Annotated in this window: 20 protein-coding genes and 1 riboswitch; of the genes, 6 read left to right on the top strand and 14 right to left on the bottom strand. The window is 70.1% G+C overall.

Features of this window, described 5'->3' with window-relative positions:
• Positions 1-5: 5 nt before the first annotated feature.
• The 8 genes from ftsW to mraZ form a co-directional block, all read right to left on the bottom strand.
• Positions 6-1,247: a putative lipid II flippase FtsW gene (gene ftsW / locus ACN8HC_RS05495; protein ID WP_490073869.1), complete on the bottom strand. Its 1,242-nt coding sequence runs from the start codon at positions 1,245-1,247 to the stop codon at positions 6-8.
• Positions 1,244-2,656, bottom strand: coding sequence for a UDP-N-acetylmuramoyl-L-alanine--D-glutamate ligase (gene murD, locus ACN8HC_RS05490; protein ID WP_490073868.1), 1,413 nt, complete (start codon positions 2,654-2,656; stop codon positions 1,244-1,246). The genes ftsW and murD overlap by 4 nt, the downstream gene beginning before the upstream one ends.
• A 115-nt stretch (positions 2,657-2,771) precedes the next feature.
• Entirely contained in the window at positions 2,772-3,875 is a 1,104-nt protein-coding gene (gene mraY, locus ACN8HC_RS05485) for a phospho-N-acetylmuramoyl-pentapeptide-transferase (RefSeq protein ID WP_490073867.1), read from the bottom strand.
• A gap of 63 nt (positions 3,876-3,938) precedes the next feature.
• Entirely contained in the window at positions 3,939-5,348 is a 1,410-nt protein-coding gene (locus ACN8HC_RS05480) for a UDP-N-acetylmuramoyl-tripeptide--D-alanyl-D-alanine ligase (protein WP_490073866.1), read from the bottom strand.
• Positions 5,349-5,355: 7 nt separating this feature from the next.
• Positions 5,356-7,332, bottom strand: a complete 1,977-nt coding sequence (locus ACN8HC_RS05475) for a peptidoglycan D,D-transpeptidase FtsI family protein (protein WP_490073865.1) — start codon at positions 7,330-7,332, stop codon at positions 5,356-5,358.
• Between the two features lie 21 nt (positions 7,333-7,353).
• A complete protein-coding gene (ftsL, locus tag ACN8HC_RS05470; RefSeq protein ID WP_490073864.1) occupies positions 7,354-8,046 on the bottom strand; it encodes a cell division protein FtsL in 693 nt (230 codons plus the stop codon).
• On the bottom strand, positions 8,043-9,053 hold the full coding sequence (gene rsmH / locus ACN8HC_RS05465; protein ID WP_490073863.1) for a 16S rRNA (cytosine(1402)-N(4))-methyltransferase RsmH: 1,011 nt from the start codon (positions 9,051-9,053) through the stop codon (positions 8,043-8,045). The genes ftsL and rsmH overlap by 4 nt, the downstream gene beginning before the upstream one ends.
• Positions 9,054-9,187: 134 nt before the next feature.
• The gene (gene mraZ, locus ACN8HC_RS05460; RefSeq protein ID WP_490073862.1) at positions 9,188-9,622 is read right to left on the bottom strand and encodes a division/cell wall cluster transcriptional repressor MraZ; all 435 of its coding nucleotides are present in this window, start codon (positions 9,620-9,622) and stop codon (positions 9,188-9,190) included.
• A 422-nt stretch (positions 9,623-10,044) separates the two neighbouring features.
• Between mraZ and ACN8HC_RS05455 the strand changes: the two genes are divergently transcribed.
• The 3 genes from ACN8HC_RS05455 to ACN8HC_RS05445 are packed head-to-tail and all read left to right on the top strand — an operon-like array spanning position 10,045 to position 14,641.
• Positions 10,045-11,055, top strand: coding sequence for an AAA family ATPase (locus ACN8HC_RS05455; protein WP_490073861.1), 1,011 nt, complete (start codon positions 10,045-10,047; stop codon positions 11,053-11,055).
• Positions 11,055-12,335: a DUF58 domain-containing protein gene (locus ACN8HC_RS05450; protein WP_490073860.1), complete on the top strand. Its 1,281-nt coding sequence runs from the start codon at positions 11,055-11,057 to the stop codon at positions 12,333-12,335. The genes ACN8HC_RS05455 and ACN8HC_RS05450 overlap by 1 nt, the downstream gene beginning before the upstream one ends.
• Positions 12,332-14,641, top strand: a complete 2,310-nt coding sequence (locus tag ACN8HC_RS05445; protein ID WP_490073859.1) for a transglutaminase TgpA family protein — start codon at positions 12,332-12,334, stop codon at positions 14,639-14,641. Before ACN8HC_RS05450 ends, ACN8HC_RS05445 begins: the two co-directional genes overlap by 4 nt.
• Positions 14,642-15,128: 487 nt before the next feature.
• On the opposite strand, the gene ACN8HC_RS05440 is transcribed toward ACN8HC_RS05445, so the two are convergent.
• The 6 genes from ACN8HC_RS05440 to ACN8HC_RS05415 all read right to left on the bottom strand — a co-directional run bounded on the left by ACN8HC_RS05440 (position 15,129) and on the right by ACN8HC_RS05415 (position 21,091).
• Positions 15,129-16,574: an RNA polymerase sigma factor gene (locus ACN8HC_RS05440; RefSeq protein WP_490073994.1), complete on the bottom strand. Its 1,446-nt coding sequence runs from the start codon at positions 16,572-16,574 to the stop codon at positions 15,129-15,131.
• A 331-nt stretch (positions 16,575-16,905) separates the two neighbouring features.
• On the bottom strand, positions 16,906-17,286 hold the full coding sequence (locus tag ACN8HC_RS05435) for a universal stress protein (RefSeq protein ID WP_490073858.1): 381 nt from the start codon (positions 17,284-17,286) through the stop codon (positions 16,906-16,908).
• 103 nt (positions 17,287-17,389) lie between these two features.
• Positions 17,390-18,547: a homoserine O-acetyltransferase MetX gene (metX, locus tag ACN8HC_RS05430; RefSeq protein WP_490073857.1), complete on the bottom strand. Its 1,158-nt coding sequence runs from the start codon at positions 18,545-18,547 to the stop codon at positions 17,390-17,392.
• Between the two features lie 32 nt (positions 18,548-18,579).
• Positions 18,580-18,697, bottom strand: a riboswitch (SAM riboswitch).
• A gap of 136 nt (positions 18,698-18,833) precedes the next feature.
• The gene (locus tag ACN8HC_RS05425; RefSeq protein WP_490073856.1) at positions 18,834-19,859 is read right to left on the bottom strand and encodes a DUF4192 domain-containing protein; all 1,026 of its coding nucleotides are present in this window, start codon (positions 19,857-19,859) and stop codon (positions 18,834-18,836) included.
• 99 nt (positions 19,860-19,958) lie between these two features.
• Positions 19,959-20,327, bottom strand: a complete 369-nt coding sequence (locus tag ACN8HC_RS05420; protein WP_490073855.1) for a YkvA family protein — start codon at positions 20,325-20,327, stop codon at positions 19,959-19,961.
• 2 nt (positions 20,328-20,329) lie between these two features.
• The gene (locus ACN8HC_RS05415) at positions 20,330-21,091 is read right to left on the bottom strand and encodes an EcsC family protein (RefSeq protein WP_490073854.1); all 762 of its coding nucleotides are present in this window, start codon (positions 21,089-21,091) and stop codon (positions 20,330-20,332) included.
• 44 nt (positions 21,092-21,135) lie between these two features.
• Here ACN8HC_RS05415 and ACN8HC_RS05410 point away from each other — a divergent pair, with 44 nt between their 5' ends.
• Genes ACN8HC_RS05410 through ACN8HC_RS05400 form a run of 3 tightly spaced genes read left to right on the top strand, consistent with a single transcriptional unit; the run spans position 21,136 to position 24,034 of the window.
• Positions 21,136-22,044, top strand: coding sequence for a sulfurtransferase (locus ACN8HC_RS05410; protein WP_490073853.1), 909 nt, complete (start codon positions 21,136-21,138; stop codon positions 22,042-22,044).
• A 50-nt stretch (positions 22,045-22,094) separates the two neighbouring features.
• The gene (locus tag ACN8HC_RS05405) at positions 22,095-22,535 is read left to right on the top strand and encodes a SufE family protein (protein WP_490073852.1); all 441 of its coding nucleotides are present in this window, start codon (positions 22,095-22,097) and stop codon (positions 22,533-22,535) included.
• 53 nt (positions 22,536-22,588) lie between these two features.
• A complete protein-coding gene (locus tag ACN8HC_RS05400) occupies positions 22,589-24,034 on the top strand; it encodes a hypothetical protein (RefSeq protein ID WP_490073851.1) in 1,446 nt (481 codons plus the stop codon).
• The last annotated feature ends 248 nt before the right edge of the window (positions 24,035-24,282 follow it).

Raw genomic sequence — 24,282 nt, 5'->3', positions numbered from 1 at the left:
CGCGGTCAGCGGCGGCCCAACGGCAGCACCGCCAGGGTGCGCTTCACGGCATTGGGCCGCGCCGCGAGGGCGGCCTTGCAGGTCGGCTCGTTGCGCGCGAACGAGATGAGGATCCCGAGCGCGAAAAGCGTTGTCACCAGGGCCGATCCGCCGGACGACACCAACGGCAGCGGAACACCGATGATCGGCAAGAGGCCGGTCACCGAGCCGATGTTGACGACTGCCTGCACGAGGATCCACGTCATGACCCCGGCAGTCACCAGCCGGACGAAGAAGTCGTTGCTCGTCACGATCATGCGATAGCAGGCGTAGCCGAGGGCGACATACAGCGCGATGACCGCCAGCGTGCCGGGCAGGCCGAGCTCCTCGCCGATGATGGCGAAGATGAAGTCGTTGTGCGCCTCCGGCAACCACGACCACTTCTCGCGACTGGCACCGAGACCGACGCCCCACCAGCCGCCGTCGGCCATCGCGTAGAGGCCGTGGATCTTCTGGTAGCAGCCCTCCGTCTGGGCGTTGATGCAGGTGCCGAGCCAGGCGTCCAGGCGCCCGGTGCGGTTGCTGTTGGTCGCGACGAACCCGAGCGCGACCATCGCGAAGAAGCCGCCGAAGAACGCGAAGACCCGCAGCCGCACCCCGGCCACGAAGAGGATCGCGCCGACGATCGAGGCGAGCACCATGGTGGTGCCCAGGTCATGCCCCGCCAGCACCAGCCCGAGCAGCACGAACGCCAGCGGGAAGACGAACGGGATGATCACGTGCCGCCACTCGCCGAGCACCCTGCGCTTGCGCGTCAGAATCATCGCTCCCACCAGGATGATCGCGATCTTCCCGGCCTCGGACGGCTGAACGGTGAAGCCACCGAACCCGATCCAGTTGCGGTTGCCCTGCACCGTGCGCCCGATCGGTGAGAAGACGGCCAGCTGCAGGAGCGCTGAGCCGGCGAAGGCGGGCAGCGCCAGCCACTTCCAGACCTTGGTCGAGACACGAGTGGCGACGAGCGCGAGGACGACACCGATCGCGGCATACATCGCCTGGTTCTTGAAGACCGTGTATGACGAGCCGCTCGCCTGGTATGACGTGACGCTCGACGCGGACAGCACCATCACCAGGCCGAACAGCAGCAGCATCGCCGTCGAGCCGAGCAGCAGGTAATAGGGCGCCACCGGCGACTCCAGCCGTCGCATCAGCGCCTTCGGCTGGAAACGGGACAGGTCGACCGAGCTGGTCTCGCTGGGCGCCGTCATGATTGTTGCTCCAGCTCACGGACGGCCGCGGCGAACGCGTCACCGCGCGCGCCGTAGTTGTCGAACATGTCCATCGAGGCGGCCGCCGGCGCCAGCAGCACCACGTCACCGGGCCGGGCGAGGGTCTGGGCGGCGCGGACCACTTCGGACATGGCCCCAGTGTCGGTGCTCGCCACGTCGACCACCGGGACATCGGGGGCGTGTCGGGACAATGCGTCGGCCAGCTGGGCCCGGTCCCGGCCGAGCAGCACGACCCCGCGCAGATGCGGGGCCGCGGCCCGCACCAAGGCCTCCACGTCGGCGCCCTTGAGGAGCCCGCCGGCGAGCCACACCACGTGGTCGAACGCCGTCACCGAGCCCCGTGCGGCATCGACGTTGGTGGCCTTGGAGTCGTCGACGTAGCGGACCCCGTCGACCGTGGCGACGTCCTGCACCCGGTGCGGTTGCGGCGTGTAGGAGCGCAGGCCCGCCTGCACCGCCGCCGGCGCAACTCCGAACGACCGGGCGAGCGCCGCAGCCGCGAGTGCATCGGCGAGGTAATGGGGTGCCGGCCGCACTCCCCCGACCGACAGGTCGTCGACGGTCCCGAGCTCCGCCGCGGTGGTCCGGCGGTCCTCGATGAACGCCCGGTCGGCGAGCACGTCGTCGACGATGCCGACCATCGAGATCGCCGGTATGCCGGTGGTGAAACCGATGGCGCGACAACCTTCCACGACCTCGGCCTCGACGAGCAGCTGCTCGGTCACCGGGTCCTGGACGTTGTAGACGGCAGCCACCTGGGTCCGCTCGTAGACGCGGCCCTTGATGCGCCGGTATTCGTCATACGAACCGTGCCAGTCGAGGTGGTCGGGGGCGACGTTGAGCAGGCAGGAGGAGTATGGCGAAATGCTCCGCGACCAGTGGATCTGAAAGCTCGACAGCTCCACGGCGAGCACGTCATACGGCTCGGGATGCAGCACCGCTTCGAGGATCGGGGTGCCGACGTTGCCGGCCGCGGTGGCGCGCAGCCCGCCGGCCCGCAGGATCGACTCCAGCATGGTGACCGCGGTCGTCTTGCCGTTGGTGCCGGTGATCGTCAGCCACGGCGCGGCACCGTCGGCCGGACGCATCCGCCAGGCCAGCTCGACCTCGCCCCACACCGGGATGCCGGCCGCATCCGCAGCGCGCAGAAAGGGATTGGCCGGTGGCACACCGGGCGACGTGACCACCAGCTGGGTGCCCGGCGGCGGCGCGGACGGCACCTCCGCACCGAAAAGCACCGTGGCACCGAGGATGTCGAGAATCCGGGCGCGTTCGTCCATCGCCGGCGAGTGGTCCCGGCTGACGACGGTGACGACGGCGTCGCGCTCCAGCAGCGCATCGGCCGCGGCGAAGCCGGACAACCCCAGCCCGACGACGACAACCTGCAAACCCGACCAGTCGGCGTCCCGATGGGTCAGGTCACCCCACGAAGTTCTCCCCCGCTTCGCTCCTCCGATACTTCGCGGGGACCCCGATTCCTTACTTGGGCGTTTCTCGCCGAACTCAGACGACGCCACCGACGACCCATTCGGCGTAGAAGATCCCGAGGCCGGCCGCGACGCAGAGCCCGCAGATGATCCAGAACCGGATCGTGACGGTGACCTGTTCCCAGCCGAGCATCTCGAAGTGGTGGTGGATGGGCGTGATGCGGAACAGCCGTTTGCCGACCCCGCCGTTGCTGCGTTTGGTCAGCTTGAAGTAGCTCACCTGCAGGATCACCGACATGGTCTCCAGCACGAACAGGCCGCCGAGGATGACCACGAGCAGCTCGGTGCGGGTGGTGATCGCCAGGCCGGCGAGCGCTCCGCCGAGCCCGAGGGAGCCGGTGTCGCCCATGAAGATCTTGGCCGGTGAGGCGTTCCACCACAGGAAGCCGAAGCAGGCGCCCATCACGCAGGCCGCGACGACCGCGAGGTCCTGCGGGTCGCGCACGTCGTAGCACTTCGCGACGTGGTGGAACTGGCAGTTCTGGTTGAACTGCCAGACGCTGATCAGCACGTAGGCGCCGAACACCATCACGCACGCGCCGGCCGCCTGGCCGTCCAGGCCGTCGGTGAGGTTCACCCCGTTGCTGGTGCCGGCGATCATCAGGTTGGCCCACAGGATGAAGAGGATCACCCCGATCACCGAGCCGGCGAACGCCAGGTTGAACCACGTGTCGCGCACGAACGAGATGTGATAGCTGGCCGGGCTGATGCCGTTACGGGAGAACTTGAGCGCAAGTATGGCGAACACCACCGCGACCACCGTCTGCCCGAGCAGCTTCTCCCCGGACCGCAGGCCGAGGGAGCGCTCGTGGGAGATCTTGATCCAGTCGTCCAGCCAGCCCACCACCCCGAGGCCGACCATCAGGAAGAGGACCAGGACGCCGGACGCGGTCGGTGGATACCAGGTGACAAGGTGGGCCAGCGCGTAGCCGACGACCGTGCCGGCGATGATCACGACGCCGCCCATCGTCGGGGTGCCGCGTTTGGTGTGGTGGCTGGTCGGACCGTCATCGCGGACGAACTGCCCATAACCCTGCCGTTTGGCCAGTGAGATGAAGGAGCGGGTGCCGACGAGTCCGATCACCAGCGCGATGAGCGCTCCGATGAGTACGAGCTTCACCGGCGAGTCCTCGGGAGGGTCGTCGTGCCGCGTCGTGACCGTGCCGTCAACGGCGCTTCGGGCCTACGCATGCGTCGGTCCATGTTCTTGGAGGTACCCACCTTGCTCGAGAGTGATTCGGTCGCCGAGGAAGCGCAGCCCGGAGTCGCGGCTTGACTTGAAGAGTATGACGTCTGACGGCGCCAGAAGTTGCACGACAACCCGGTGTGCTTCGTCGACGTCCGCGGCACGCTGCACCGGCACGCCGGCTGCCGCCGCGGCGGCCGCGATCGGCTCCGCTCCCGTCCCGACGGCCACAACCCCGCCGATGCCGAGCTCCGCGGCAGCAGCCCCCACCTCGTGGTGTGCCTGCTCGCTGAAATCGCCCAACTCGCGCATCTCCCCGAGCACGGCGATGGTGCGCCGGCCCCGGCCCATCCGCTCCAGCGCGCGCAGCGCGGCCAGCATGGAGTCGAGGTTGGCGTTGTAGGCGTCGTTGATCAGGGTGACGCCGCTGGGCAGCTGATGGACCTCCATCCGCCAGCGGCTCACCGGACGGGCCCCGGCCAGGCCGGTCGCGATCTGCTCGCCGGTCGCGCCCAGGGCGCGCGCCGCGACCGCAACCGCCAGCGCGTTGCCGACCTGGTGCTCCCCGTGCAGCCCCAGCCGGACCGGCAACGGGCCGAGCCCGTCCAGTCCGGCCACCGTGAACGACGCGCGGTCCTGCTCGTCCAGCACCACGTCGGTCGCCCGCACCCCGGCGTCGTCGCTGCGGCCGACGGTGACCACGCGCGCCCTGGTCCGGGTCTGCATCGCCGCCACCCGCGGGTCGTCGGCGTTCAGCACGGCGACCCCGGACTCCGGCAGCGCCTCGACCAGCTCGCCCTTGGTCTGCGCGATCGCCTCGACCGAGCCGAACTCTCCCACGTGCGCCGTTCCGACGTTGAGCACGATGCCGATCGAGGGCGGTGCGATCTGGGTCAGGTAGGCGATGTTGCCCAGATTGGTGGCGCCCATCTCGGCCACCAGGAAACGGGTGCTCGCGGTGACCCGGCACACGGTGAGCGGCACTCCGACCTCGGAGTTGTAAGAGCCGACCGGGGCGACGGTCTCCCCCAGCGGTGCAAGGACCTGGGCGAGCAGGTCCTTGGTGGACGTCTTGCCGGAGCTGCCGGTGATGCCGACGATCCGCAGGTGCGGCGCCCGGTCGGCGACCGCACGGGCCAGCTCACCGAACGCCTGCTGCACGTCGGTCACCACGACCGTGGGTATGCCGGGCAGCGGCCGCGACCCCAGCACACCGACGGCGCCGGCCTCGACGGCGGACGCGGCGAAATCGTGGCCGTCGGCGTATTCGCCGACGCGGGCGACATACAGGCTGCCGGGTGCGGCCTCCCGCGAGTCGGTGACGACCGGACCGTCGACGAGCCGGTCGTCGCCGTGCAGCGTGCCGCCGGTGACCGCCGCGATCTCGTGCAGGGTGAACGGGATCATGACCTGCTCACGGCTTGCGGCTGGCGGCGGGCTCGAAGGTCAGCGGGTAGGGCGAGGCCTGCTTGCCGGTCGGCGCGACGCCGCCCTCCTGCAGCGCGTAGCCCATGATCTGCGAGAACACCGGCCCCGCGAGGTCCCCGCCGAACTTGCCGCGGGTCGGCCGCTGCAGCGTGACCGCGACGATGTAACGGGGGTTGTCGGCCGGCGCGAAGCCGATGAACGAGGCCGTCACGCCGTTGTAGCGGCCGAGCGCGGCGTCGTAGCGGTCGGCGGTGCCGGTCTTGCCGGCGACCGAATAGCCCGCGACTGCCGCCATCGGCGCCGTTCCGGTCTTGGAGACGATGCCCTCCATCATTTTCTTGAGCTTGTCGGCGGTCGCCCTGGAGATGACCCGCTTGGCCTTCCGGTCGTCGGTGGGAGCGGTGTAGTTGTCGCCCTGGCCGACACCGGCGATGAGCTTGACCGGCTCCTTCACGCCGCCGTTGGCGACCGTGGCGAACACCGACGCCTCCTGTATCGCGGTGCCCGCCAGACCCTGCCCGAACATCACCGTGAAGCGCTGGGTCGCGCTCCAGTTCTTGTATGACGTCAGCAGGCCGCCCGACTCGCCGGGGTAACCGACGCCGGACGTCTGGCCGAGGCCGAAGTCACGCAGGTACTTGTAGAGCGTGCCCTTGGGCAGCTTCGCGCCCTCGAGCATCGTCCCGATGTTGCTCGATTGTGCGAGCACCCCTGCGAGAGTGAGGTTTTCGGTGCCGTGCACCTCCGCGTCGTGGAACGTGGTGCCGGCGCGGGTCAGCGTCGGCGGAACGACCACGGGGGTGGTGGGAGAGGCGAGGCCCTCGTTGAGCAGCGCCGCCATGGTGATCACCTTGCTGGTCGAGCCGGGCTCGTAGGCGTCGGTGAACGGCCCCGACTGCAGCTCACTGCGCGTCGCCGTCGCGACGTTGTTGTTGTCGAAGCTCGGGTAGCTCGCCACGGCCTTGAGGTTCTGCTGCGTGTCCATGATCACGACCTCGCCGGACAGCGCACCGGTCTTCTTGACCGCGGCCGCGATGGCGTTCTGGGAATACCACTGCAGGTCGTTGTCGAGGGTCAGCTTGACGTTGTCGCCGTTGACGGCGGGCGTGTCCTGGTTGTCACCGGTGGCGATGACGGTGCCGTCCGGGGCCTGCTCGTAGACGTGCTTGCCCGGTGTGCCGTTGAGCACCTTCTGCTCCATCTGCTCCAGGCCGCCGCCGCCCTTGCCGTCACCGCCGACCCAGCCGAGCAACGGCGCGACGGAGGTGCCCTGGGGGTAGTTGCGTTCGCTGGTGGTCTCGCTGTAGATGCCGGGGATGCCGAGGTCGGCGATCTGCTGCCACTGGCGGGGCGTGACCTGCTTGGCCAGGTAGGTGAACCGCGACTTCCTCTTGTATGCCGCCTCCATGGCGCTCAGGATCGGCTGCGGCTGCGCGCCGAGCGCGTCGGCGATGTCGCTCGCTGCTCCCGCCAGACCGACGGTCACCACCTGGCCGTCGATCCGCTTCCGGTAGGTGACCGTCGCGGTCGGGTCGTCGGTGACGTTGAACCGGTCGACACTGGAGGCGAGCACGACGCCGTGGGAGTCGACGATCGAGCCGCGCAGCGCCGGCATGACGGTCGAGTGCAGCCGTGAGTCGAGCGCCTGTTGCGAGACACCCTTGGCGTCCAGGCCCTGGATGCGCAGCAGTTGCGCCCCGAACAGGCTGAACACGATGAGCGTGACCACCATGAGCATCCGGGCCCGGCGCCGCGGGTGCCCGACGCCGAGCGCGACCGGCCGGCGCGGCCGGGACGGCGGGGCCGACTGGGTGCCGGCACGCTTCGGCGGCTTGGTCCCGCCGCCGGCCGACGGGCCCTTGCGTCCGTGTCCGCCGGGCCGCGCCACACCCCGTGGGGCGGCGCCCCGGGACGAGCCGGTCGACCGTGCGGGGCGCACCCCGGACTGTCGGGACGTGGTCACTGTTACCTCGCGGGGTTGACGCTACTTGGTGGACTTGGAGCTGGTGCCGGACTTGCGGGTGGATTTGCCGCGTGCTGAAGACTTTCCGGACGATGTGGTGGGTTTGCCGGTCGACTTCTTCGCAGCGTTCTTGGTGGCTTTCTTCGGCTTCGTGCTGGTCGCGGCGCCGTCCGACTTCGCCTTCACCACCGGCGCCAGTGGCTTGGTCACCAGCAGGCCGGACGAGGCGGCGCTGACGGCCACGCCGGCGGCCTGCGAAGCAGGTGTCGACGGCAGCGTGTCCACCGTAAGCGCCGAGTCCGCGGAGGACCGTTTCGCCACGCCGAGCGCCCTGCCGTCGGACGCGCGGACGTAGCGGATCTTGGTCGCCGGGCGCAGCCCCATGCGCTGCGCCTGCAGCGCGAGCTGCTGCGGCGCCGACATGGCGTCGATCTGGCTGGACAACTGCTGCTGCTGGTCGGTGAGACTCGCCGACTTCGCCTGCAGCTTCTCGATGGCGAAGGACTCCTGCGCCCGGTTGGTGTTGAGCAACAGCAGGCTGATCAGGCCGCCGACGAGCAACAGCACGCACAGCACCACGAAGCCAGCGCCGGTGTGCTCGGCGGCGTCCTTGGTCTCGACCAGACGCAGGCGAGGGGCCTGCGGCGCCCGTGCCGGGCGCGCCGGTCGAGCGGCCCGGGCGGCGGGCCGTGGCAGCGCAGTCATCTGGCTCATCGGTGTGATCCCTTCATAATGCGTTCTGCAGCGCGCAACCTGGCGGAGGCGGCGCGCGGGTTGTCGGCGATTTCTTGTTCGGTCGGCTGCTCGGCCCCCCGGGTGAGCAGCTTGAGGTAGGGCGCGTGCTCGGGCAGTTCGACCGGCAGTCCGGGCGGGGCGGTGCTCCTGGCCCCGGCGGTCAGGGCGCGCTTGGTGATGCGGTCCTCCAGCGAGTGGTAGGACAGCACGGCGATGCGGCCGCCGACGGCGAGCGCGTCGATCGCCGCGGGCAGGGCGGCCTCCCAGGCGGCCAGTTCGCCGTTCACCTCGATCCGCAGGGCTTGGAAGGTGCGCTTGCCCGGGTGACCACCGGTCCGTTGCGACGCGGCCGGGATGGTTCGCCGCAGCAACTCGACCAGCCGGGCGGACGTGGTGAACGGCTGCTGCTCGCGCTCGCGCACGACCGCCGCGGCGATCTTGCGGGCGAACCGCTCCTCGCCATACCCGCGCAGGATGCGCTCCAAATCGGCGGCCGAGTAGGTGTTGAGCACGTCGGCGGCCGTCGGACCGGTCGTCTGGTCCATCCGCATGTCGAGGGGGGCGTCCACGCTGTAGGCGAACCCCCGACCCGCCTCGTCCAGTTGCAGGGAGGAGACGCCGAGGTCGAAGAGTGCGCCGTCGATGGTGCTGACGCCGCGCTCGGCGAGCGCGGGGATCGCCTCGTCATACACCGCGTGCACGGGCCGGAAGCGATCGCCGTATGCCGCGAGCCGCTCCCCTGCCAGGTGGAGCGCCTCCGTGTCCCGGTCGACGCCGTAGACGGTCGCCTGCGGGCAGGCCGCGAGAATCGACTCGGTGTGGCCGCCCATGCCGAGGGTGCCGTCCAGGAAGACCGCGCCCTCCTTGGCCAGTGCGGGCCTGAGCAGGTCGGTGATGCGGGCCGCGAGCACCGGCGTGTGCCGGTCAGCGGCGCCTCCAGCAGCCACACCCATCTCCTTGGTCATCACGCGCGTGCCGGTCGTCATCGGTCGTGCCTGGTGATCCCTGGTGGTGTTTCTGAACCCTGGTCCCCAGCCGCTCTCTGGCTGTGCCCGCGACTCCGGCACCGGGGAAGGTGTGCCGGAACCGCTGGGAGTGCCGAGCGGATGGAGGCCGGGGGTCAGAACAACCCGCCAGGAATCACCTCCTCGCCCTGATCGGCGAAGTCGTCCTCGGTTGCCGCGAGGAAGTCGTTCCAGGCCGCGGTGTCCCAGACCTCGACCCGGTTGCCGGTGCCGATGACCGTGCAGTCCTTGGTCAGCCCGGCGTATTCACGCAGCACTGCCGGAATCGTGACCCGGCCCTGCTTGTCGGGGATCTCGTCGGACGCGGCGGACAGCAGCACCCGCTGGAAGTTGCGCACGGCGCGGTTGGTGACCGGCGTGTTGTTCATCTCGGCGGCCAGCCGCTCGAAGTCGGCCATCGCGAAGACGTAGAGGCAGCGCTCCTGGCCTCGCGTGATGACCAGGCCGCCGGCGAGCTTGTCGCGGAACTTGGCGGGCAGGAAGAGGCGCCCCTTCTCGTCCAGCCGAGGGGTGTGCGTGCCGAGAAACATGCACCGCACCTCCTCCTCGATCCCTGACGCGCGCGCCGCTACTCACCAACAGGCCCCACGGTACTCCACTTTCCCCCACCTGTCGCCCCGAATGCCGGCTTTCGCGCGTGATCCCGGACATCTGCGCAGGTCACGGCTGTGGAGCGAGGTGGAGGGGTTTCGGCGGTCCCGTGCCCTGCTGCCGGTTCCCCTTGGCCCGACAGGAGCACTCATCGACCGCGGGGAGTGGCACAACGACCGGTTTTGCCACTCCCCTCGGTCCGGTTGTGCTCCCGTCGGTCGGTATGCCGGGGCGGGTGGGGAGAAGTGGAGCGACCTGCCGGATCGTCCAGGCAGCTTCGGGGCCGGACCGTGCAACGATTGGATTGCGGTCGTTGGGTGAATGAGGTGACCAGCGCCCGACCATCAGGCAGGATCGATGCATGTCCTTCACGACCGACACGGGACCCGTCACCCCGGCTCCCCTCCCCGCTGACGATCCGGCCACCATCGAAGACGTCCAGCGGGTCGCCACCGCCATCCACCGCGCCGTGTCCTCGGTGATCGAGGGCAAGTCCGAGGTGATCCGGACCGCTGTCGTGGTGCTGCTCGCCGGCGGTCATCTGCTGCTGGAGGACGTGCCGGGCGTCGGCAAGACGATGCTGGCCAAGGCGCTCGCGCGCTCGATCGACTGCCCGATGCGGCGCATCCAGTTCACCCCCGACCTCCTGCCGAGCGATGTCACGGGCGTCAGCGTCTTCAACCAGGACAGCCGCACCTTCGAATTCCGCCGGGGCGCGATCTTCGCCAACATCGTGGTCGGCGACGAGATCAACCGCGCCTCCCCCAAGACGCAGTCGGCGCTCTTGGAGTGCATGGAGGAAGGTCAGGTCACCGTCGACGGCCACACCTACCAGCTCAAGGCACCGTTCCTCGTGATGGCCACTCAGAACCCCATCGAGATGGAGGGCACCTATCCGCTGCCGGAGGCGCAGCGCGACCGCTTCATGACCCGGATCTCGATGGGCTATCCGACGCCGACCGCCGAGCTGGAGATGCTCGACGTGCACGGTGGGGCGTCACCCCTGGAACGACTGCAGCCGGTCACCGACGGCGACACCGTCGCCCGGATGGCCCGCCGGGTGGCCTCCGTGCACGCGAGCCCGGCGCTGCGGCAGTACATCGTCGACATCGTCGGCGCGACCCGCGGCAGCAAGGCTCTGCGGCTGGGGGCCTCCCCGCGTGCGTCGCTGCACCTGCTGCGCGCCGCCCGGGCCGGTGCCGCACTGGACGGCCGCGACCACGTCATACCCGAGGACGTCCAGCACCTCATCGAGCCGGTGCTCGCCCACCGGGTCATCCTGTCCAGCGACAACCAGCACCTGCATCGCGGAGTCGGCGGTGTCCTCACCGAGATCGTCCGACACGTGGCGGTGCCCTCCGGCGCGCGCTGATGGGCACGACTCGGCGGCACACCTTCACCGGCCTGGGCCGCGGTTTCCTCAGCGCGGGCATCGTCCTCGCCCTCGCCGGGCTGGTGCTCGGCTTCGAGGACATCGTGCGCATCGGCGTGCTGCTCCTGCTGCTCGCGGTCGGTGCGCTGGTCTTCGCCCGCCGGCCGGCGCCCCGCCTGGAGGTGCGCCGGACCGTGACGCCGCCGACCGCCGTACCGGACGAGCGGGCCGAGGTCGAGGTGACCTTCACCAACACCGACCACCGCTCCAGCCGCCTCTACCTCGCCGAGGAGCGCATCGACTACGTGCTCGGTGACCGACCGCGGTTCGTGGTCGCGAAACTGGAGCCGGGCGCCGCCCGGCAGGTGCGGTATGTCGTGCGCAGTCACCTGCGCGGCCGCTACCAGCTCGGTCCGATCACCCTCACCCAGCGCGACCCGTTCGGGCTGACCCATGTCACCCGGTCGCTCACCGCGACCGACGAGCTGCTCGTGCTGCCGCGGGTCGTCCCGTTGGGCGCGAGCCACCCGCCCGGGTCCGGTGTCGGCAACGACGGCGAGACCCCGCAGATGATCGCCCTCCACGGCGAGGAGGACGTGTCGATCCGCAACTACCACGACGGCGACGACCTGCGGAAGGTCCACTGGCCGGCGACCGCGCACCGCGGCGAGCTGATGGTGCGCCAGGAGGACCGGCCGGCCCGCCGGTCGGCGCTCGTCGTGCTCGACTCCCGGGAGTCGGCGCACGCCGGCACCGGTGCCACCAGCTCGTTCGAGTGGGCGGTCAGCGCAGCGGCGTCGGTCCTGGTGCGGCTCGATGAGCTCGGTTACCGAACGCAGCTGATCACCCGGGAAGCGCTGCACGCGACCAACACCGGACTCATCGAGCGCTCCACCGAGGAGATGATCACCGACCTGGCCCTCGTCTCGCTCGGCAACGACGAGGACTTCGAGCAGGTGCTGTCCGCGGCGCTCGACCACGTCTCGGCCGGCGGCCTCGCGGTCGCGGTGGTGGCCGCCGGGGACGACGACGCCGCGCTCGAACTGGCCGGCCTGCGCCAGCCGGGCGCGGCCGCCCTCGGTTTCGTGCTGGACGCGGAGAGCTTCGCGCACGGACGGCGCGGCGGAGCCGGCACCGGCCCCAGCGAGGCCGCGCGACGGATACGCGACCACCTGGCGACCGCCGGCTGGCGGGTGGTCATCGTCGACGCGAAGCTGCCGATCATCGATGCCTGGACCACGGTCACCAACAAGGCACTGGTGCAGGTGGGTTCGCTGTGATCGGGCGAGCGCGGTTGAGCGAGGCCGGCCTGGCGTTGCTGGGCTCGGTCGTCGCGATGTGGCCGCTGACCACGCTGCTGCAGGGCGGCACCTGGCTCTGGGCGCTGATCTTGCTGTGCGTCTTCGTCGGCGCGGTGGGGTCGGCGATGCGGCTGACGCGCGCGTCGGCCGCTGCTGTGCTCACCGTCCAGGTGGTGGCGCTGCTCGTCGTCGTCATACTCCTCAATGTCCACGACCACCTGGACTCGTCCTTCTTCGGTGTCGTACACGACCTGGTGCGGGAGGCGGACGACACCGTGCAGCACTCGGCGGTGCCCGCGCCCGTGACGCCCGGGCTGCTGATGATGCTCGAGGTGATCGTGCCCGGGCTGGCGGTCGGCGTCGACTTCCTCGGTGTCACGTGCCGGCAGCCGGCGCTCGCCGGCGTGCCGATGGCGGTCATCTACATGCTGTCGACGTCCAACTCGGGCAAGGCGCTCAACCCGATCTTCTTCATTCTGCTGGCCGCTGCCTGGCTGACCATGCTCGCGCACGGCACCGGAGTGCTCGTCCGTGCGTGGTCCTCGGTCCGCGCCCGCGCGCTGACGCCGACGCTGCACGAGGATCAACTCGGGCTGGGCGGCCTGGCATCCGCCGCACGGACGCTCGGCATCGTCACCATCGTGCTCGCCGTGATCGTTCCGGTGCTGCTCCCCCGCGCCGACCCGCACTATTTCGCACAGGGTCTGGGTCGCGGCGGCAAGGGCGGCAGCGGTGTCGTCGCGTTCAGCACGACGGTCAGCCTGGCCCGTGACCTGCGCAGCACCGACGGCACGCCGGTGCTGAGCTTCACGACGTCGGACCTGGCCCCGCCACCGCTGCGGGTGACCGCCGGGGGTCGCTACTCCGACGGCGAATGGTCCGGCTTCCCCAGCGCCGACAACCTGACCCGGGCGCAGAACGGCGCGCCGATACCCCTGCCGGTCGGTGCGGTGAAGACGGCCGGCGACGCCGTCGAGGACATGCAGGTCTCCGCCAACACCATGGAGGCGCCGGACGTGCCGGTGCCGTTCCCGATCTCCCAAGGCGACTTCGGCCAGGCGGACTGGGGCTACTCGCGCGCCACCGACCAGCCATACGTCTCCCGGTCGGTGAAGGCCTACTCGGTCAGCTACTACATCCCCCAGCGAGACGCCTATCAGCCGGGACGGCTCGCCGACCCCAAGGACTTCGGGGACGAGCTGCAGGTCGACTCCGCGTCGGCCTCCCGGGTGCGGGCTCTCGCCGCGAAACTGGGCGGCAGCGATCCCTTCGACCAGGCCGTGCGCATCCAGGACTATCTGCGCTCGGACGCCTTCACCTATTCGCTGACCCTGGCGCCGCGCCGCGTCGTCGACGGCAAGAAGCTGGACCCGTTGTCCAACTTCCTCGTCACGAGGCTGGGCTACTGCACGCAGTTCGCCACGGCGATGATCATGCTGGCCCGGGCCGACGGCATACCTGCGCGGATGGCGCTGGGGTTCCTGCCCGGTGTGCCGGCCGCCAACGGCACCTACACCGTGACGCAGTCCAACGCGCATGCGTGGCCGGAACTCTACCTGCGGGGCATGGGATGGACGCGTTTCGAGCCGACACCGGCGGACCGGTCGGGCGCTGCGCCGTCATACACCGACAGCACCACGGCACCGGGCGGTGGTCGCGTCCCGGGACAGAGCTCGAGCAGCAGTTCGTCGTCGGCGGCGCCGTCCCGGTCATCGAGTGCCGCGCCCAGTAGGTCGGCCGCGCCGCCGGCGACCACCGGCACCGGCCACCCGCACCTGCTGCGCGACCTGCTGATCGTGCTCGGTGTGCTCGTGCTCGGCTTGCTCGGGGCGCTGGTGCTGCCGCTCATCGCGCATCGGCAGCGGGAGTCGATCAGCGCGCGGCTACGGGAGCACCGCCCGGTCGAAGCGCAGTGGCAGGTCCTGCAGACCCGGCTGCACGACCTCGGTATCCCGCCGCCGGAGGCGGAGGGCTCGCCACGGGCGACCGAGCGCTACTACCGGTCGCGCGCCGCCCTCCCCAAGGAGGGGGTCGCGGCACTGCACACGGCGATGCGGTCCCTGGAGACCGAGCGGTATGCCGCGCCCGGCACCGGCCCCAGCACCATCGACCCGGAGGCGCACGAGATCCTGCGCGGCATCCGACGGCAGCAGTCGTGGGTGCAGCGTTTCGGGTCGACCGTGCTGCCCGGCACCGGCCGCGCGGCGTTCGGCCGAGGGTTCCGGCGGGTCGTCGAATGGCCGTCCCGGGTCATCCTCCGGCAGCCTTGCGACCCGGAGGAATGACGCCGGACTCGTGAGGTCCAGTAGTTGGTGCGGCGGAGCGCACTTTCTACTGGACGTCAGGCGTGGATGACTGAAATCGCGCGTGCGTCCAGTAGTTGGTGCGGTAAAGGACGACGGCCCCGTGCGCAAGTCACGACGGTCGCGAGTTATGCGCAGATTTCACGTCCTGCCCGTGCGCAAGTCGCGACGGTCGCGAGTTATGCGCAGATTTCACGTCCTGCCCGTGCGCAAGTCGCGACGGTCGCGAGTTATGCGCAGGTTTCACGTCCTGCCCGTGCACAAGTCGCGACGGTCGCGAGTTATGCGCAGGTTTCACGTCCTGCCCGTGCGCAAGTCGCGACGGTCGCGAGTTATGCGCAGATTTCACGTCCTGCCCGTGCGCAAGTCGCGACGGTCGCGAGTTATGCGCAGGTTTCACGTCCTGCCCGTGCACAAGTCGCGACGGTCGCGAGTTATGCGCAAGCTGACCGCTCAACGCGATGAAGGCTCAGTCCAGGTAGTCGCGCAGGACCTGGGAGCGCGACGGGTGCCGCAGCTTGCTCATCGTCTTGGACTCGATCTGCCGAATCCGCTCGCGGGTGACGCCGTAGACCTTGCCGATCTCGTCCAGCGTCTTGGGCTGGCCGTCGGTGAGACCGAAGCGCATCGACACGACACCGGCCTCGCGCTCGGACAGGGTGTCGAGCACCGAGTGCAGTTGCTCCTGCAGCAACGTGAAGCTGACGGCGTCGGCCGGCACCACGGCCTCGGAGTCCTCGATGAGGTCACCGAACTCGCTGTCGCCGTCCTCGCCGAGCGGGGTGTGCAGCGAGATCGGCTCGCGGCCGTACTTCTGCACCTCGACGACCTTCTCCGGCGTCATGTCGAGCTCCTTGGCGAGCTCTTCCGGAGTGGGTTCGCGGCCGAGGTCCTGCAGCATCTGCCGCTGGACCCGCGCCAGCTTGTTGATGACCTCGACCATGTGCACCGGGATGCGGATGGTGCGTGCCTGATCGGCCATCGCCCGGGTGATCGCCTGCCGGATCCACCAGGTGGCGTAGGTCGAGAACTTGTAGCCCTTGGTGTAGTCGAACTTCTCGACCGCACGGATCAGACCGAGGTTGCCCTCCTGGATCAGGTCGAGGAAGAGCATGCCGCGGCCGGTGTAGCGCTTGGCGAGCGAGACCACCAGTCGCAGGTTGGCCTCGAGCAGGTGGTTCTTGGCTTTCTTGCCGTCCTGCGCGATCCACCACAGCTCGCGCTTGAGCTTCATGTCGATCTTCTCGCCGGAGTTGAGCTTCTCCTCGGCGAACAGGCCGGCCTCGATGCGCTTGGCGAGCTCGACCTCCTGCTCGGCGTTGAGCAGAGCGACCTTGCCGATCTGCTTCAGGTAGTCCTTGACCGGGTCGGCTGTCGCACCGGCGGTCACGACCTGCTGGGCCGGCGCGTCGTCCTCGTCGTCCTGCCGGATGACGAAGGCGTCGGACTCGGGCGTCTCCTCGTCGGTGAGCTCGATCTCGTCCTCGTCGGCCTTCTTCCGGCCGGCCGCGGCCTTCTTGGCAGGAGCCTTCTTCGCCGCAGCCTTCTTGGCCGCCGGCTTCGAGGCTGCCGACTCGGCCACCTCGTCGTCGCTGAGCTCGGTGTCGGCGGTCTTGGCCGGCGCGGCCTTCTTCGCCGCGGGCTTCTTGGCCGCGGGCTTCTCGTCGTCGTCCTTGCCGTCACCGGCGGTCGCCTTCTTCGCGGTGGACTTCGCGGCCTTCTGGCTGGTGCCCCGCCGGGTGGTGGTCGTCGCAACCGCACGGGCCGCGTGCTCGGTGTCGAGGGTGACTGCGATGCCCTGCTCGTCCAGTGCACGCAGCACGGTCTTCATCCGCTGGGGCGCGATCTCACTGGCCTCCAGCGCGCCCTTGAGCTGCGTGCTGTCGATCGAGCCGTTCGCCAGGCCGGCGGCCATCAGCTGCTGCAGCGCGGGATGCGCGAACTCCGCCGGCAAGGCCGGGGCTGCGGGGGTTTTCGACACGGGGTCCACCAACTACCTTCCAAAACTGTCGGCCCGCAGGTCTACGGACACCACTACGTTGCCGTCCGGGGACGACGGCTGACCGAGGTTGGGGTTGCGAGGCGACCGCTGAACCGGGCTGGTCCGACCCGGTTGCGAGCACTTCATCACCATTATAAAACGAGTCGCGGCGCAGAACATTCCATCGGCCCGTCACCGCGGGCGGCAGCCAAGCGGTGCGGTTCCGCAAAACGCTTGGCTGACAAGCGGATCCGTCGCGTTGCAGTTATTGGGAAGGCTTGACGGCGAGCACCGGACACGCTGCGTCCAGCAGGATGCGCTGCGCGTTGGCGCCGAGGATGAGCTTGCCGACCGGCGACCGGCGGCGCAGCCCGATCACCAGCAGATCCGCCGACTCGTCCTCCGCAATGCGGAGCAGCTCATCGGTCGCGTCCTGGCCAGCCGAAACCGTGCGCACCTCGTAGCTGACGTCCTGATCGGCCAGTTGTTCCAGCTGGGCGCGGGCATCAGCCGCCTGCTCCTCGTCCTCGGACCGCGCGGAGTCCAGCACCACCAGCGGGGTGCCGCGCACCGCAGCTTCGGCCGCCGCGCGCCGCAGCGCCGCGGCGCCCTCCTTGGTCGGCACATATCCGACGACGACAGCCACTGTGCGATCACCTCTTCCAGCACACCCCGTCCGGGGAGGCATACGGCCGACGGTACCGGACCGGTGCCGGCCGCGGGCGCCAGGTGAGGTGACGCACGTCACGTCAGCCGGCGACGGGCACCGTTTCCTGGTGCCGGCGGGCGTCGGTAACCGTCTCGGTCACGATGGCGGCCACCTGCCCGGTCTCGATCAGGAAGCCGTCGTGCCCGTGGCCGGAGCGCATCAGCCGCACCCTTCCGCGACCATGGGCCTCGACCATCTCCTCGGACAGCGCGACCGGGAACAACCGGTCGGAGTCGACCGCGGCGACCCGCAGCAGACCACGGTAGGAGCCCAGTACCTCCGCCAGACTGCCGCGGCCGCGCGCGACGTCGTGCGTGGCCATCGCCGCGGTGAGTTGCACGTAGGCGCCGGCGTCGAAGCGGCCGACCAGCTTGCCGGCCTGGTGGTCGAGGTAGCTCTCCACCGCGAACCGGCCGTCGCGGAACGGGTCCTCTCCCGGTTGGGCCCGAGTGCCGAACCGGCCGTTGAGCTCGTCGGCGGACCGGTAGGTCGTGTGCGCGATCCGGCGGGCGATGCCGAGCCCGGCGTCCGGGCTGCGGCCGGTCCCGTAGTAGTCGCCGGCCAGATAGTCCGGGTCCGACGTGATCGCGAGGTTCTGTGCCTGCCCCCAGGCGATCTGATCGGCGGTCGCGTGCGCCGCGCTGGCCAGGACCAGCGCAGCACCGGTGCGCTGCGGATGCCCGCCGACCCACTCGATCGCCCGCATGCCGCCCATCGAGCCGCCGAGCACCAGGAACCACGCGTCGATCCCGAGCACGTCGGCCACGGCCGCTTCGACCGCGACCTGGTCTCGGATCGTGGTCCGGGGAAAGCGGGAACCCCATGGCCTCCCGTCCGGGGCGATCGAGCCGGGCCCGGTCGTGCCGCGGCAGCCGCCGAGCACGTTGATCGCCACGACATACAGCTCGTCGGTGTCCAGGGGCCGGCCCGGTCCGATGAGACCGGGCCACCAACCGGGGGTCGGTTGTCCGGGTCCGGCGTCGCCCACCACGTGCGAGTCGCCGGTGAGCGCATGCTCGACGAGCACCGCGTTGCCGGCGTCGGGTGCCAGCCGCCCCCAGGTCTGGAAGGTGACGACGACCTCCGGCAGCACCTCGCCGCTCTCCAGGACGACGTCGGTCAGCCGGATCGCTCGCGCGTCGGGGTTCGCGTCGCGCGGCGGGGCGCACCACTGCGTCGCCGGATGTATGACGGTCACCTGCCACTCCTCGAGCCCCAAGGGGCCGCGTGGCCCCGCGCTTGCCGAGCCGCACGATGCGGTCGGCCTTGTCCTCACCCGGGGCACCCCACCGCGGTGGAGGGTTGCCGCCCAGCCAGCCGGGGCTGTGTCCGCTGTGGACGAATGCCGTGCTCGCGCTTCGGCAGGTCAGGTCAGCGGACGCTGGGACTCATGACGGGTATGACGGTAGCAAAATCGGGTGACGGCGTCGAAGCAGCAACCCCGGCGTCTCACGGGGCGGGCCGCGCGCGCAGCAGCTCGCAGCTCACGCCGGACGCTGCTCGGGACGGGTCGGCCGCAGTCCCGCGTCCAGCGCTCGCTCGAGCAGCCGCGCCAGCCGGCAGGTCGGATCGATCTCCAGGGCGCGCTCGACCGCCAGCCAGGCCACGACGCCGTTGCCGGTGGTCCACTGCAGCCCAGCGGCCAGCAGCAGCACCGGCACGCTGAGCGCGTGCGGGATGCAGGCCACCCACTCCTCCAGACGATGCGCGACGGTCGCCACCGGGTCGTCGAACGAGTCGACGTCCCGCAGCCATATCGGCGGCAGGCCCAGGTGGTGCGGGTCGATCGGGTCGCCGGCCTGCACCATGTCGCCCGGCAGGAAGTCCGGCATCAGCCAGGACAGCACCTCGTCCCGGATCCGGACGTCCTGCACCGCCACCGACGCAGCCGCGAGCACGTCGACCGGCAGCCGGTGGACCGGTGTGCCTCCGTCCACCAGCACCGGTGGCAACACCTCGGCGGTGCGGATCTCCAGCGGCTCAGGACTGGCGAGCCGGGCGTCGACCGCGCGCGCCACCAGCGGGTGCCGGATCTCCAGCCGGTGCGCCAGCTCGGCTCTGCTCCGTGCGGGAACGACACCTTGCACGACGCGTTCGGCCACGGGCTCGACACCGGCGGCCGGCGGCACCGGCTGCCATTCCCGTGGACAGTCGCCGCAGCCGCATTGTTCGGCGCGCCACTCGGCGACGCCCCGGACGTGCGCGACGTGGGACAGCTGGGCAGCCAGCTCACCGAGCAGCGACCGCAACTCCATGACGAAGAGCCGGTCGGCCGCGCCGAAGCCGTCGTAGCAGAGCACCAGGACGTCGTCCGGCTGCACCTGGGTGAAGGCGGCCGCGATGTGCCGGGCCGTCCCGACCGCGGCGCCGCTGTCGGGGCGGTCGACACGGGCGGTGACCACGATCTTGTGGTCGCGCATCCCCATCACCGCCAGCGAATGGGTGGGCACGAAACCGAGCTGGTAGGGGAGGTAGGCGATGATCTCGCCGATGCTGCACAGGGATGCCATGCCTCGCAGCCTGCGGGCGCGTCGGCCCACCGCCCCAGCCTCTCGAGGCGGGGTTGTGCACGGCGTCTTCCGCCGGAACCGGGATGTGGACGAGGTGCGTCAGGACAGCCGCTCGCCCTGGATCGTGTCGCCCCGTCGCCGTTCCCACTCCAGGAAGCGGTCGGTGTCATGGGCCAGCGTCCGGGCCAGCCAGGCCAGCACGACGGCGTCGTCGGCAAGACCCACGACCCCGACCAGGGCTTCCGGCAGCAGGTCGACCGGAGAGACGACATACGCGGCGGCCGCCGCCAGCAGCGCGAGATGCCCGGGGCTGATCGCGGTGTATTCCCCGCGAGCGACCGCCCTCGTCATCCGCGGCAGGCACGCCACCCGCACTGCGACCGCCGGGCCGCCCGGCTCCGTGGCGTCCTGCAGCGCGTCCGAGATGCGGCGCATGGCAGCCCAGCGCAGGCTGGGCAGACGCGCCATGGTCAGTGCTTCCCCGCGCGCAGCAGCCGGTCGCGGGGCGGGAACTCCGCCTTGGCACCCTTCGCGATGCGGGAGAGCAGGAACGCGTCCAGCCCCGCACCCAACACCCCGCCGGCCAGCGGGATGCCCTTGCCGAGCTTGGTGAACAGCTTGTCGCCGACCTGGGTGATCAGCCGGAAACCGACGGCCTTGTTGACCACCATGACGGCCGGCGGTGGGAGCTGGCTGCTCGCGAGGTTCGCCAGACGGCCGGTGCTCACGATCCCTGCCTTCTTGAGCACGTCGTCGGCGTCGCCACCCACGAGCGTCAAAAGTATGGCGGTGCGCGTCCCCTGGTCGGCGAGGTCGTAGCCGCGCAGCTGCGCAATGGCCGCGACCATCCGGGTGTTGATCACGTAGAAACCGGCCAGGTTGACCGGCAGTGCGACGGCCATGGTGACGAACCCGCCCAGGCTGGTCACGAAGCCGGCGCTCGCCGCGAGACGGCGGTGCTGCGACACGACGTGGTCGATCGCGCGTTCCCGGTCGGCCGGGAACTTCGCGAGCGCCTCCTCCGCCACCTGCTGCGCATCGTCGAACCCGGCCTTGCCGTCGATCCCGACCGAGATCAGCCGCTGCGCGAGGCTCAGGGCGGTGCCGCCGAGCGGACCCTTGTCGAGCGGGACGGGCTGGTTGCCGTTCTTCTTGCTCTTCTTGGCGCCGAACATTCCTCCATCCTGCCAGCCGCCACCGCCGCACTCGACGCCGTGCACGACCCGCGGCATACCGCCGGGTGAACCCGCACGACGGGGGCGCGTAACGTGGCGTTATGGCTTACCCCACCGATCCGAGCCCCGAGCTCGCTGACTACGCACATCCGGAGCGCCTGGTCACCACCGGCTGGCTGGCCGAGCAACTCGCCGGCGACCACCCTGGCCTTGTCGTCCTGGAGTCCGACGAGGACGTCCTGCTCTACGACACCGGCCACATCCCCGGCAGCTTCAAACTGGACTGGCACACCGACCTCAACGACCCGGTCACCCGCGACTTCGTCGACGGTGCGGGCTTCGCCAAGGCGATGTCCGAGCGCGGGATCAGCCGCGACACCACCGTCGTCATCTACGGCGACAAGTCCAACTGGTGGGCGGCATACGCTCTGTGGGTGATGACCCTCTTCGGGCACGAGGACGTTCGCCTGCTCGACGGCGGCCGCTCCGCCTGGATGGCCGAGGACCGCCCGCTGACCCGGGAGGTGCCGACCGCCGAACCGGCCGACTACCCGGTCATCGAGCGCAACGACGCGCCGATCCGTGCTTTCAAGGACGACGTCCTCGCCCATCTGGGCAATGCGCTGGTGGACGTCCGCTCCCCTGGTGAGTTCACCGGTGAGCTGCTCGCCATGCCCGACTACCCGCAGGAGGGCGCGATGCGCGGCGGTCACATCCCCGGCGCCCGGTCGGTCCCGTGGGGCAAGGCGGCCCGCGAGGACGGCCGGTTCAAGAGCCGCGCCGACCTCGAGGACCTCTATCAGAAGGAACAGCAGCTGCAGCCCGGTGAGGACGTCGTCGTCTACTGCCGGATCGGCGAGCGCTCGTCGCACACCTGGTTCGTGCTGACGCAGCTGCTGGGCTTCGGCAACGTCCGCAACTACGACGGCTCGTGGACGGAGTGGGGGAACTCGGTGCGGGTGCCGGTTGAACAGGGAGCGCCGACCGAGGTGAGGACACGAACGCAGTGAGGCCCGGAGGCGAGGGAAGAGGCGCGACAGATGAAAGGTGAGCAGAAGGTATGACGGACGCGAGTGACGTTCCCGGCGCGCTCGCCGAGCTGATCGACGACTTCGCGGCGGTCGGGCCCAAGGACCGGCTGCAGCTGCTGCTGGAGCTGAGCGAGGACTTGCCCGAGCTGCCCGCGCGGTATGCCGAGCATCCCGACCAGCTGGAGCAGGTGCACGAGTGCCAGACGCCGCTGTTCCTGGCGGTCGAGGTCACCGACGGCACCGTCCACCTCTTCTTCAACGCACCGAGGGAGGCGCCGACGACCCGCGGGTTCGCCGGCATTCTGCACACCGGGCTGGACGGGCAGCCGGCCGCGACCGTGCTCGACGTGCCGGACGACGTGCCGTTCCGGTTCGGGCTCGCCGAGGCCGTTTCCCCGTTGCGGATGCGCGGCATGGTTGCGATGCTCTCGAGGATCAAGCGGCAGACCCGGGCGCAACTGGCCGGCTGACGCGGCGCGCGGGAGCCCACGACACCGACACCGAATGCGTTAGGTTTCGCCATATGAACTCCTTGGGCAATAAGAAGTTACTTGCCGTGCCCGCGGTCGTCGCGGTGATCGGACTGGTGCTGCTGATCATCGGTTTGCTCAGCGGCTCCAGCGTGAAGCTGACCCAGTTCCCCAACGGCAGCACGCTGTCGATGAACGGCGGCTTCTCGGTCTACAGCAAGACGGCTGCCGACCGGACCGCGACGTTCTGCAAGGTCGACGGCACGACGCTGGGTCGGCCCACCAAGGACTTCTCGGTGAGCGCCGACGGCACGAAGTACTACGAGGTCGCGCGCAGCACGGTGTCCAAGGGCACGGTCACCTGCACCGGCAACTCCGGCACCCTGTTTGCCGGCAAGCGTGCCGACCAGATCGGCGGCGGTTTCCACACCGCCGGCATCGTGATCGGAGTGATCCTGCTCGTCCTCGGCCTGGTGGGTGCGGCGCTGCTCTTCCTGCTCGGCAAGAAGGGCGGTCAGCCGGCCGGCGCAGGTGGCGCCGAAGGCCCGGCCGGTTACGGCCACGGCGGCTACGCCCAGCCGGGTTACGGCCAGCAGCAGGGGCAGGTGGGCTACGGCCAGCAACAGGGCCAGTTCCCCGGTTACGGCCAGCAGCAGCCCTACGGTCAGGGCGGCTACGGGCAACAGGGTTACGGCCAGCAAGGGCAACAGGGCTACGGTCAGGGCGGCTACGGTCAGCAGGCGCCCTATGCCCCGCAGAGTCAGTCCGGCTACGGACAACCGGGTCAGCAGGGAGGCTACGGCCAGCAGGGCTACGGTCAACAGCAGGGCGGCACGCCATACGCCCAGCCCGGCTATGGTCAGGGCCAGCCGCAGGGTTACGGCCAGCCGCAGGGTTACGGCCAGCAGCAGTACGGACAGCAGGGACCGTCCGGTTACCGACAGCAGGGCTCGGCGCCCTACGGCCAGCAGCCGTCCTACGGTCAACCGGCCCCGCAACCCCAGCAGCCGCGCGATGTCTCGGACGCACCGACCCAGGCGGTGTCCTCCGACGACGTCACCGGCCAGGGTGGGCAATCGGCTGGTCCGGAGCAGCAGTCCGGCTGGGGCTCGGGCAGCGACAGTTCCGAAGCCCCCACCCAGACCGTCTCCAGCGACGACGTCAATCGGCTGTCCTACGGCCAGGCGTCGACGCCGGCCTACGAGCAGCCCGGCTACCAGAGCGGCTCGCCCGCTCCGTCGACGGGCGGGCAACAGGGTCAGCCGTCCTACGGTGGTGACCGTTCCGAGGAGCCGACGCAGGCGATCTCGGGATTGCCGTTCTCGACCGGCGGGCAGCCGGCCGGCGATGCCGAAGACATCCATGAGCAGGCCACCACCGCCGTGCCGGCGGTCGGCGACGATCAGCAGCCGCGGCAGGACAACCCGTGGACGCCGCGGCATGAGCAGCCGGAGGGTCAGTCCGGTCAGGGCGACGACCAACAGGGCGACCAGCACTGAGCTGACCGCCTGGCGAGACAAGGGAACCCCGCACCGCTTCGGCGGTGCGGGGTTTGCACATCTCGACGGCCGCGAACCTCCCATCCGACGTGCAGGATCCTCTAAGGTCACGGAAGTCGCGCGTTTGTGATCGAATCGGAGGAAACCAATCATGTTCAAGCAACATTTGCGGCGATGGATTGCGGTGGTAGGCACCGCTGTCCTCGCCCTGGCCGGCTTCGCGGCCCTCACGCCGAGCGCGTCCGCCG

This window comes from Flexivirga sp. YIM B11880, from assembly GCF_058148645.1.
The sequence above is the reverse complement of the archived record's forward strand: the minus strand, read 5'-3'. Positions and strand labels throughout refer to the sequence as shown.

Excerpts from the sequence above, each read along its gene's own strand:
- ftsW (WP_490073869.1), bottom strand. The coding sequence starts at position 1,247 with ATGACGGCGCCCAGCGAGACCAGCTCGGTCGACCTGTCCCGTTTCCAG.
- ACN8HC_RS05480 (WP_490073866.1), bottom strand. The coding sequence starts at position 5,348 with ATGATCCCGTTCACCCTGCACGAGATCGCGGCGGTCACCGGCGGCACG.
- ftsL (WP_490073864.1), bottom strand. The coding sequence starts at position 8,046 with ATGAGCCAGATGACTGCGCTGCCACGGCCCGCCGCCCGGGCCGCTCGA.
- rsmH (WP_490073863.1), bottom strand. The coding sequence starts at position 9,053 with ATGACGACCGGCACGCGCGTGATGACCAAGGAGATGGGTGTGGCTGCT.
- mraZ (WP_490073862.1), bottom strand. The coding sequence starts at position 9,622 with ATGTTTCTCGGCACGCACACCCCTCGGCTGGACGAGAAGGGGCGCCTC.
- ACN8HC_RS05455 (WP_490073861.1), top strand. The coding sequence starts at position 10,045 with ATGTCCTTCACGACCGACACGGGACCCGTCACCCCGGCTCCCCTCCCC.
- ACN8HC_RS05450 (WP_490073860.1), top strand. The coding sequence starts at position 11,055 with ATGGGCACGACTCGGCGGCACACCTTCACCGGCCTGGGCCGCGGTTTC.
- ACN8HC_RS05440 (WP_490073994.1), bottom strand. The coding sequence starts at position 16,574 with ATGGCCGCCGGCCTGGCGAACGGCTCGATCGACAGCACGCAGCTCAAG.
- ACN8HC_RS05425 (WP_490073856.1), bottom strand. The coding sequence starts at position 19,859 with ATGGCATCCCTGTGCAGCATCGGCGAGATCATCGCCTACCTCCCCTAC.
- ACN8HC_RS05420 (WP_490073855.1), bottom strand. The coding sequence starts at position 20,327 with ATGGCGCGTCTGCCCAGCCTGCGCTGGGCTGCCATGCGCCGCATCTCG.
- ACN8HC_RS05415 (WP_490073854.1), bottom strand. The coding sequence starts at position 21,091 with ATGCCGCGGGTCGTGCACGGCGTCGAGTGCGGCGGTGGCGGCTGGCAG.
- ACN8HC_RS05410 (WP_490073853.1), top strand. The coding sequence starts at position 21,136 with ATGGCTTACCCCACCGATCCGAGCCCCGAGCTCGCTGACTACGCACAT.
- ACN8HC_RS05405 (WP_490073852.1), top strand. The coding sequence starts at position 22,095 with ATGACGGACGCGAGTGACGTTCCCGGCGCGCTCGCCGAGCTGATCGAC.
- ACN8HC_RS05400 (WP_490073851.1), top strand. The coding sequence starts at position 22,589 with ATGAACTCCTTGGGCAATAAGAAGTTACTTGCCGTGCCCGCGGTCGTC.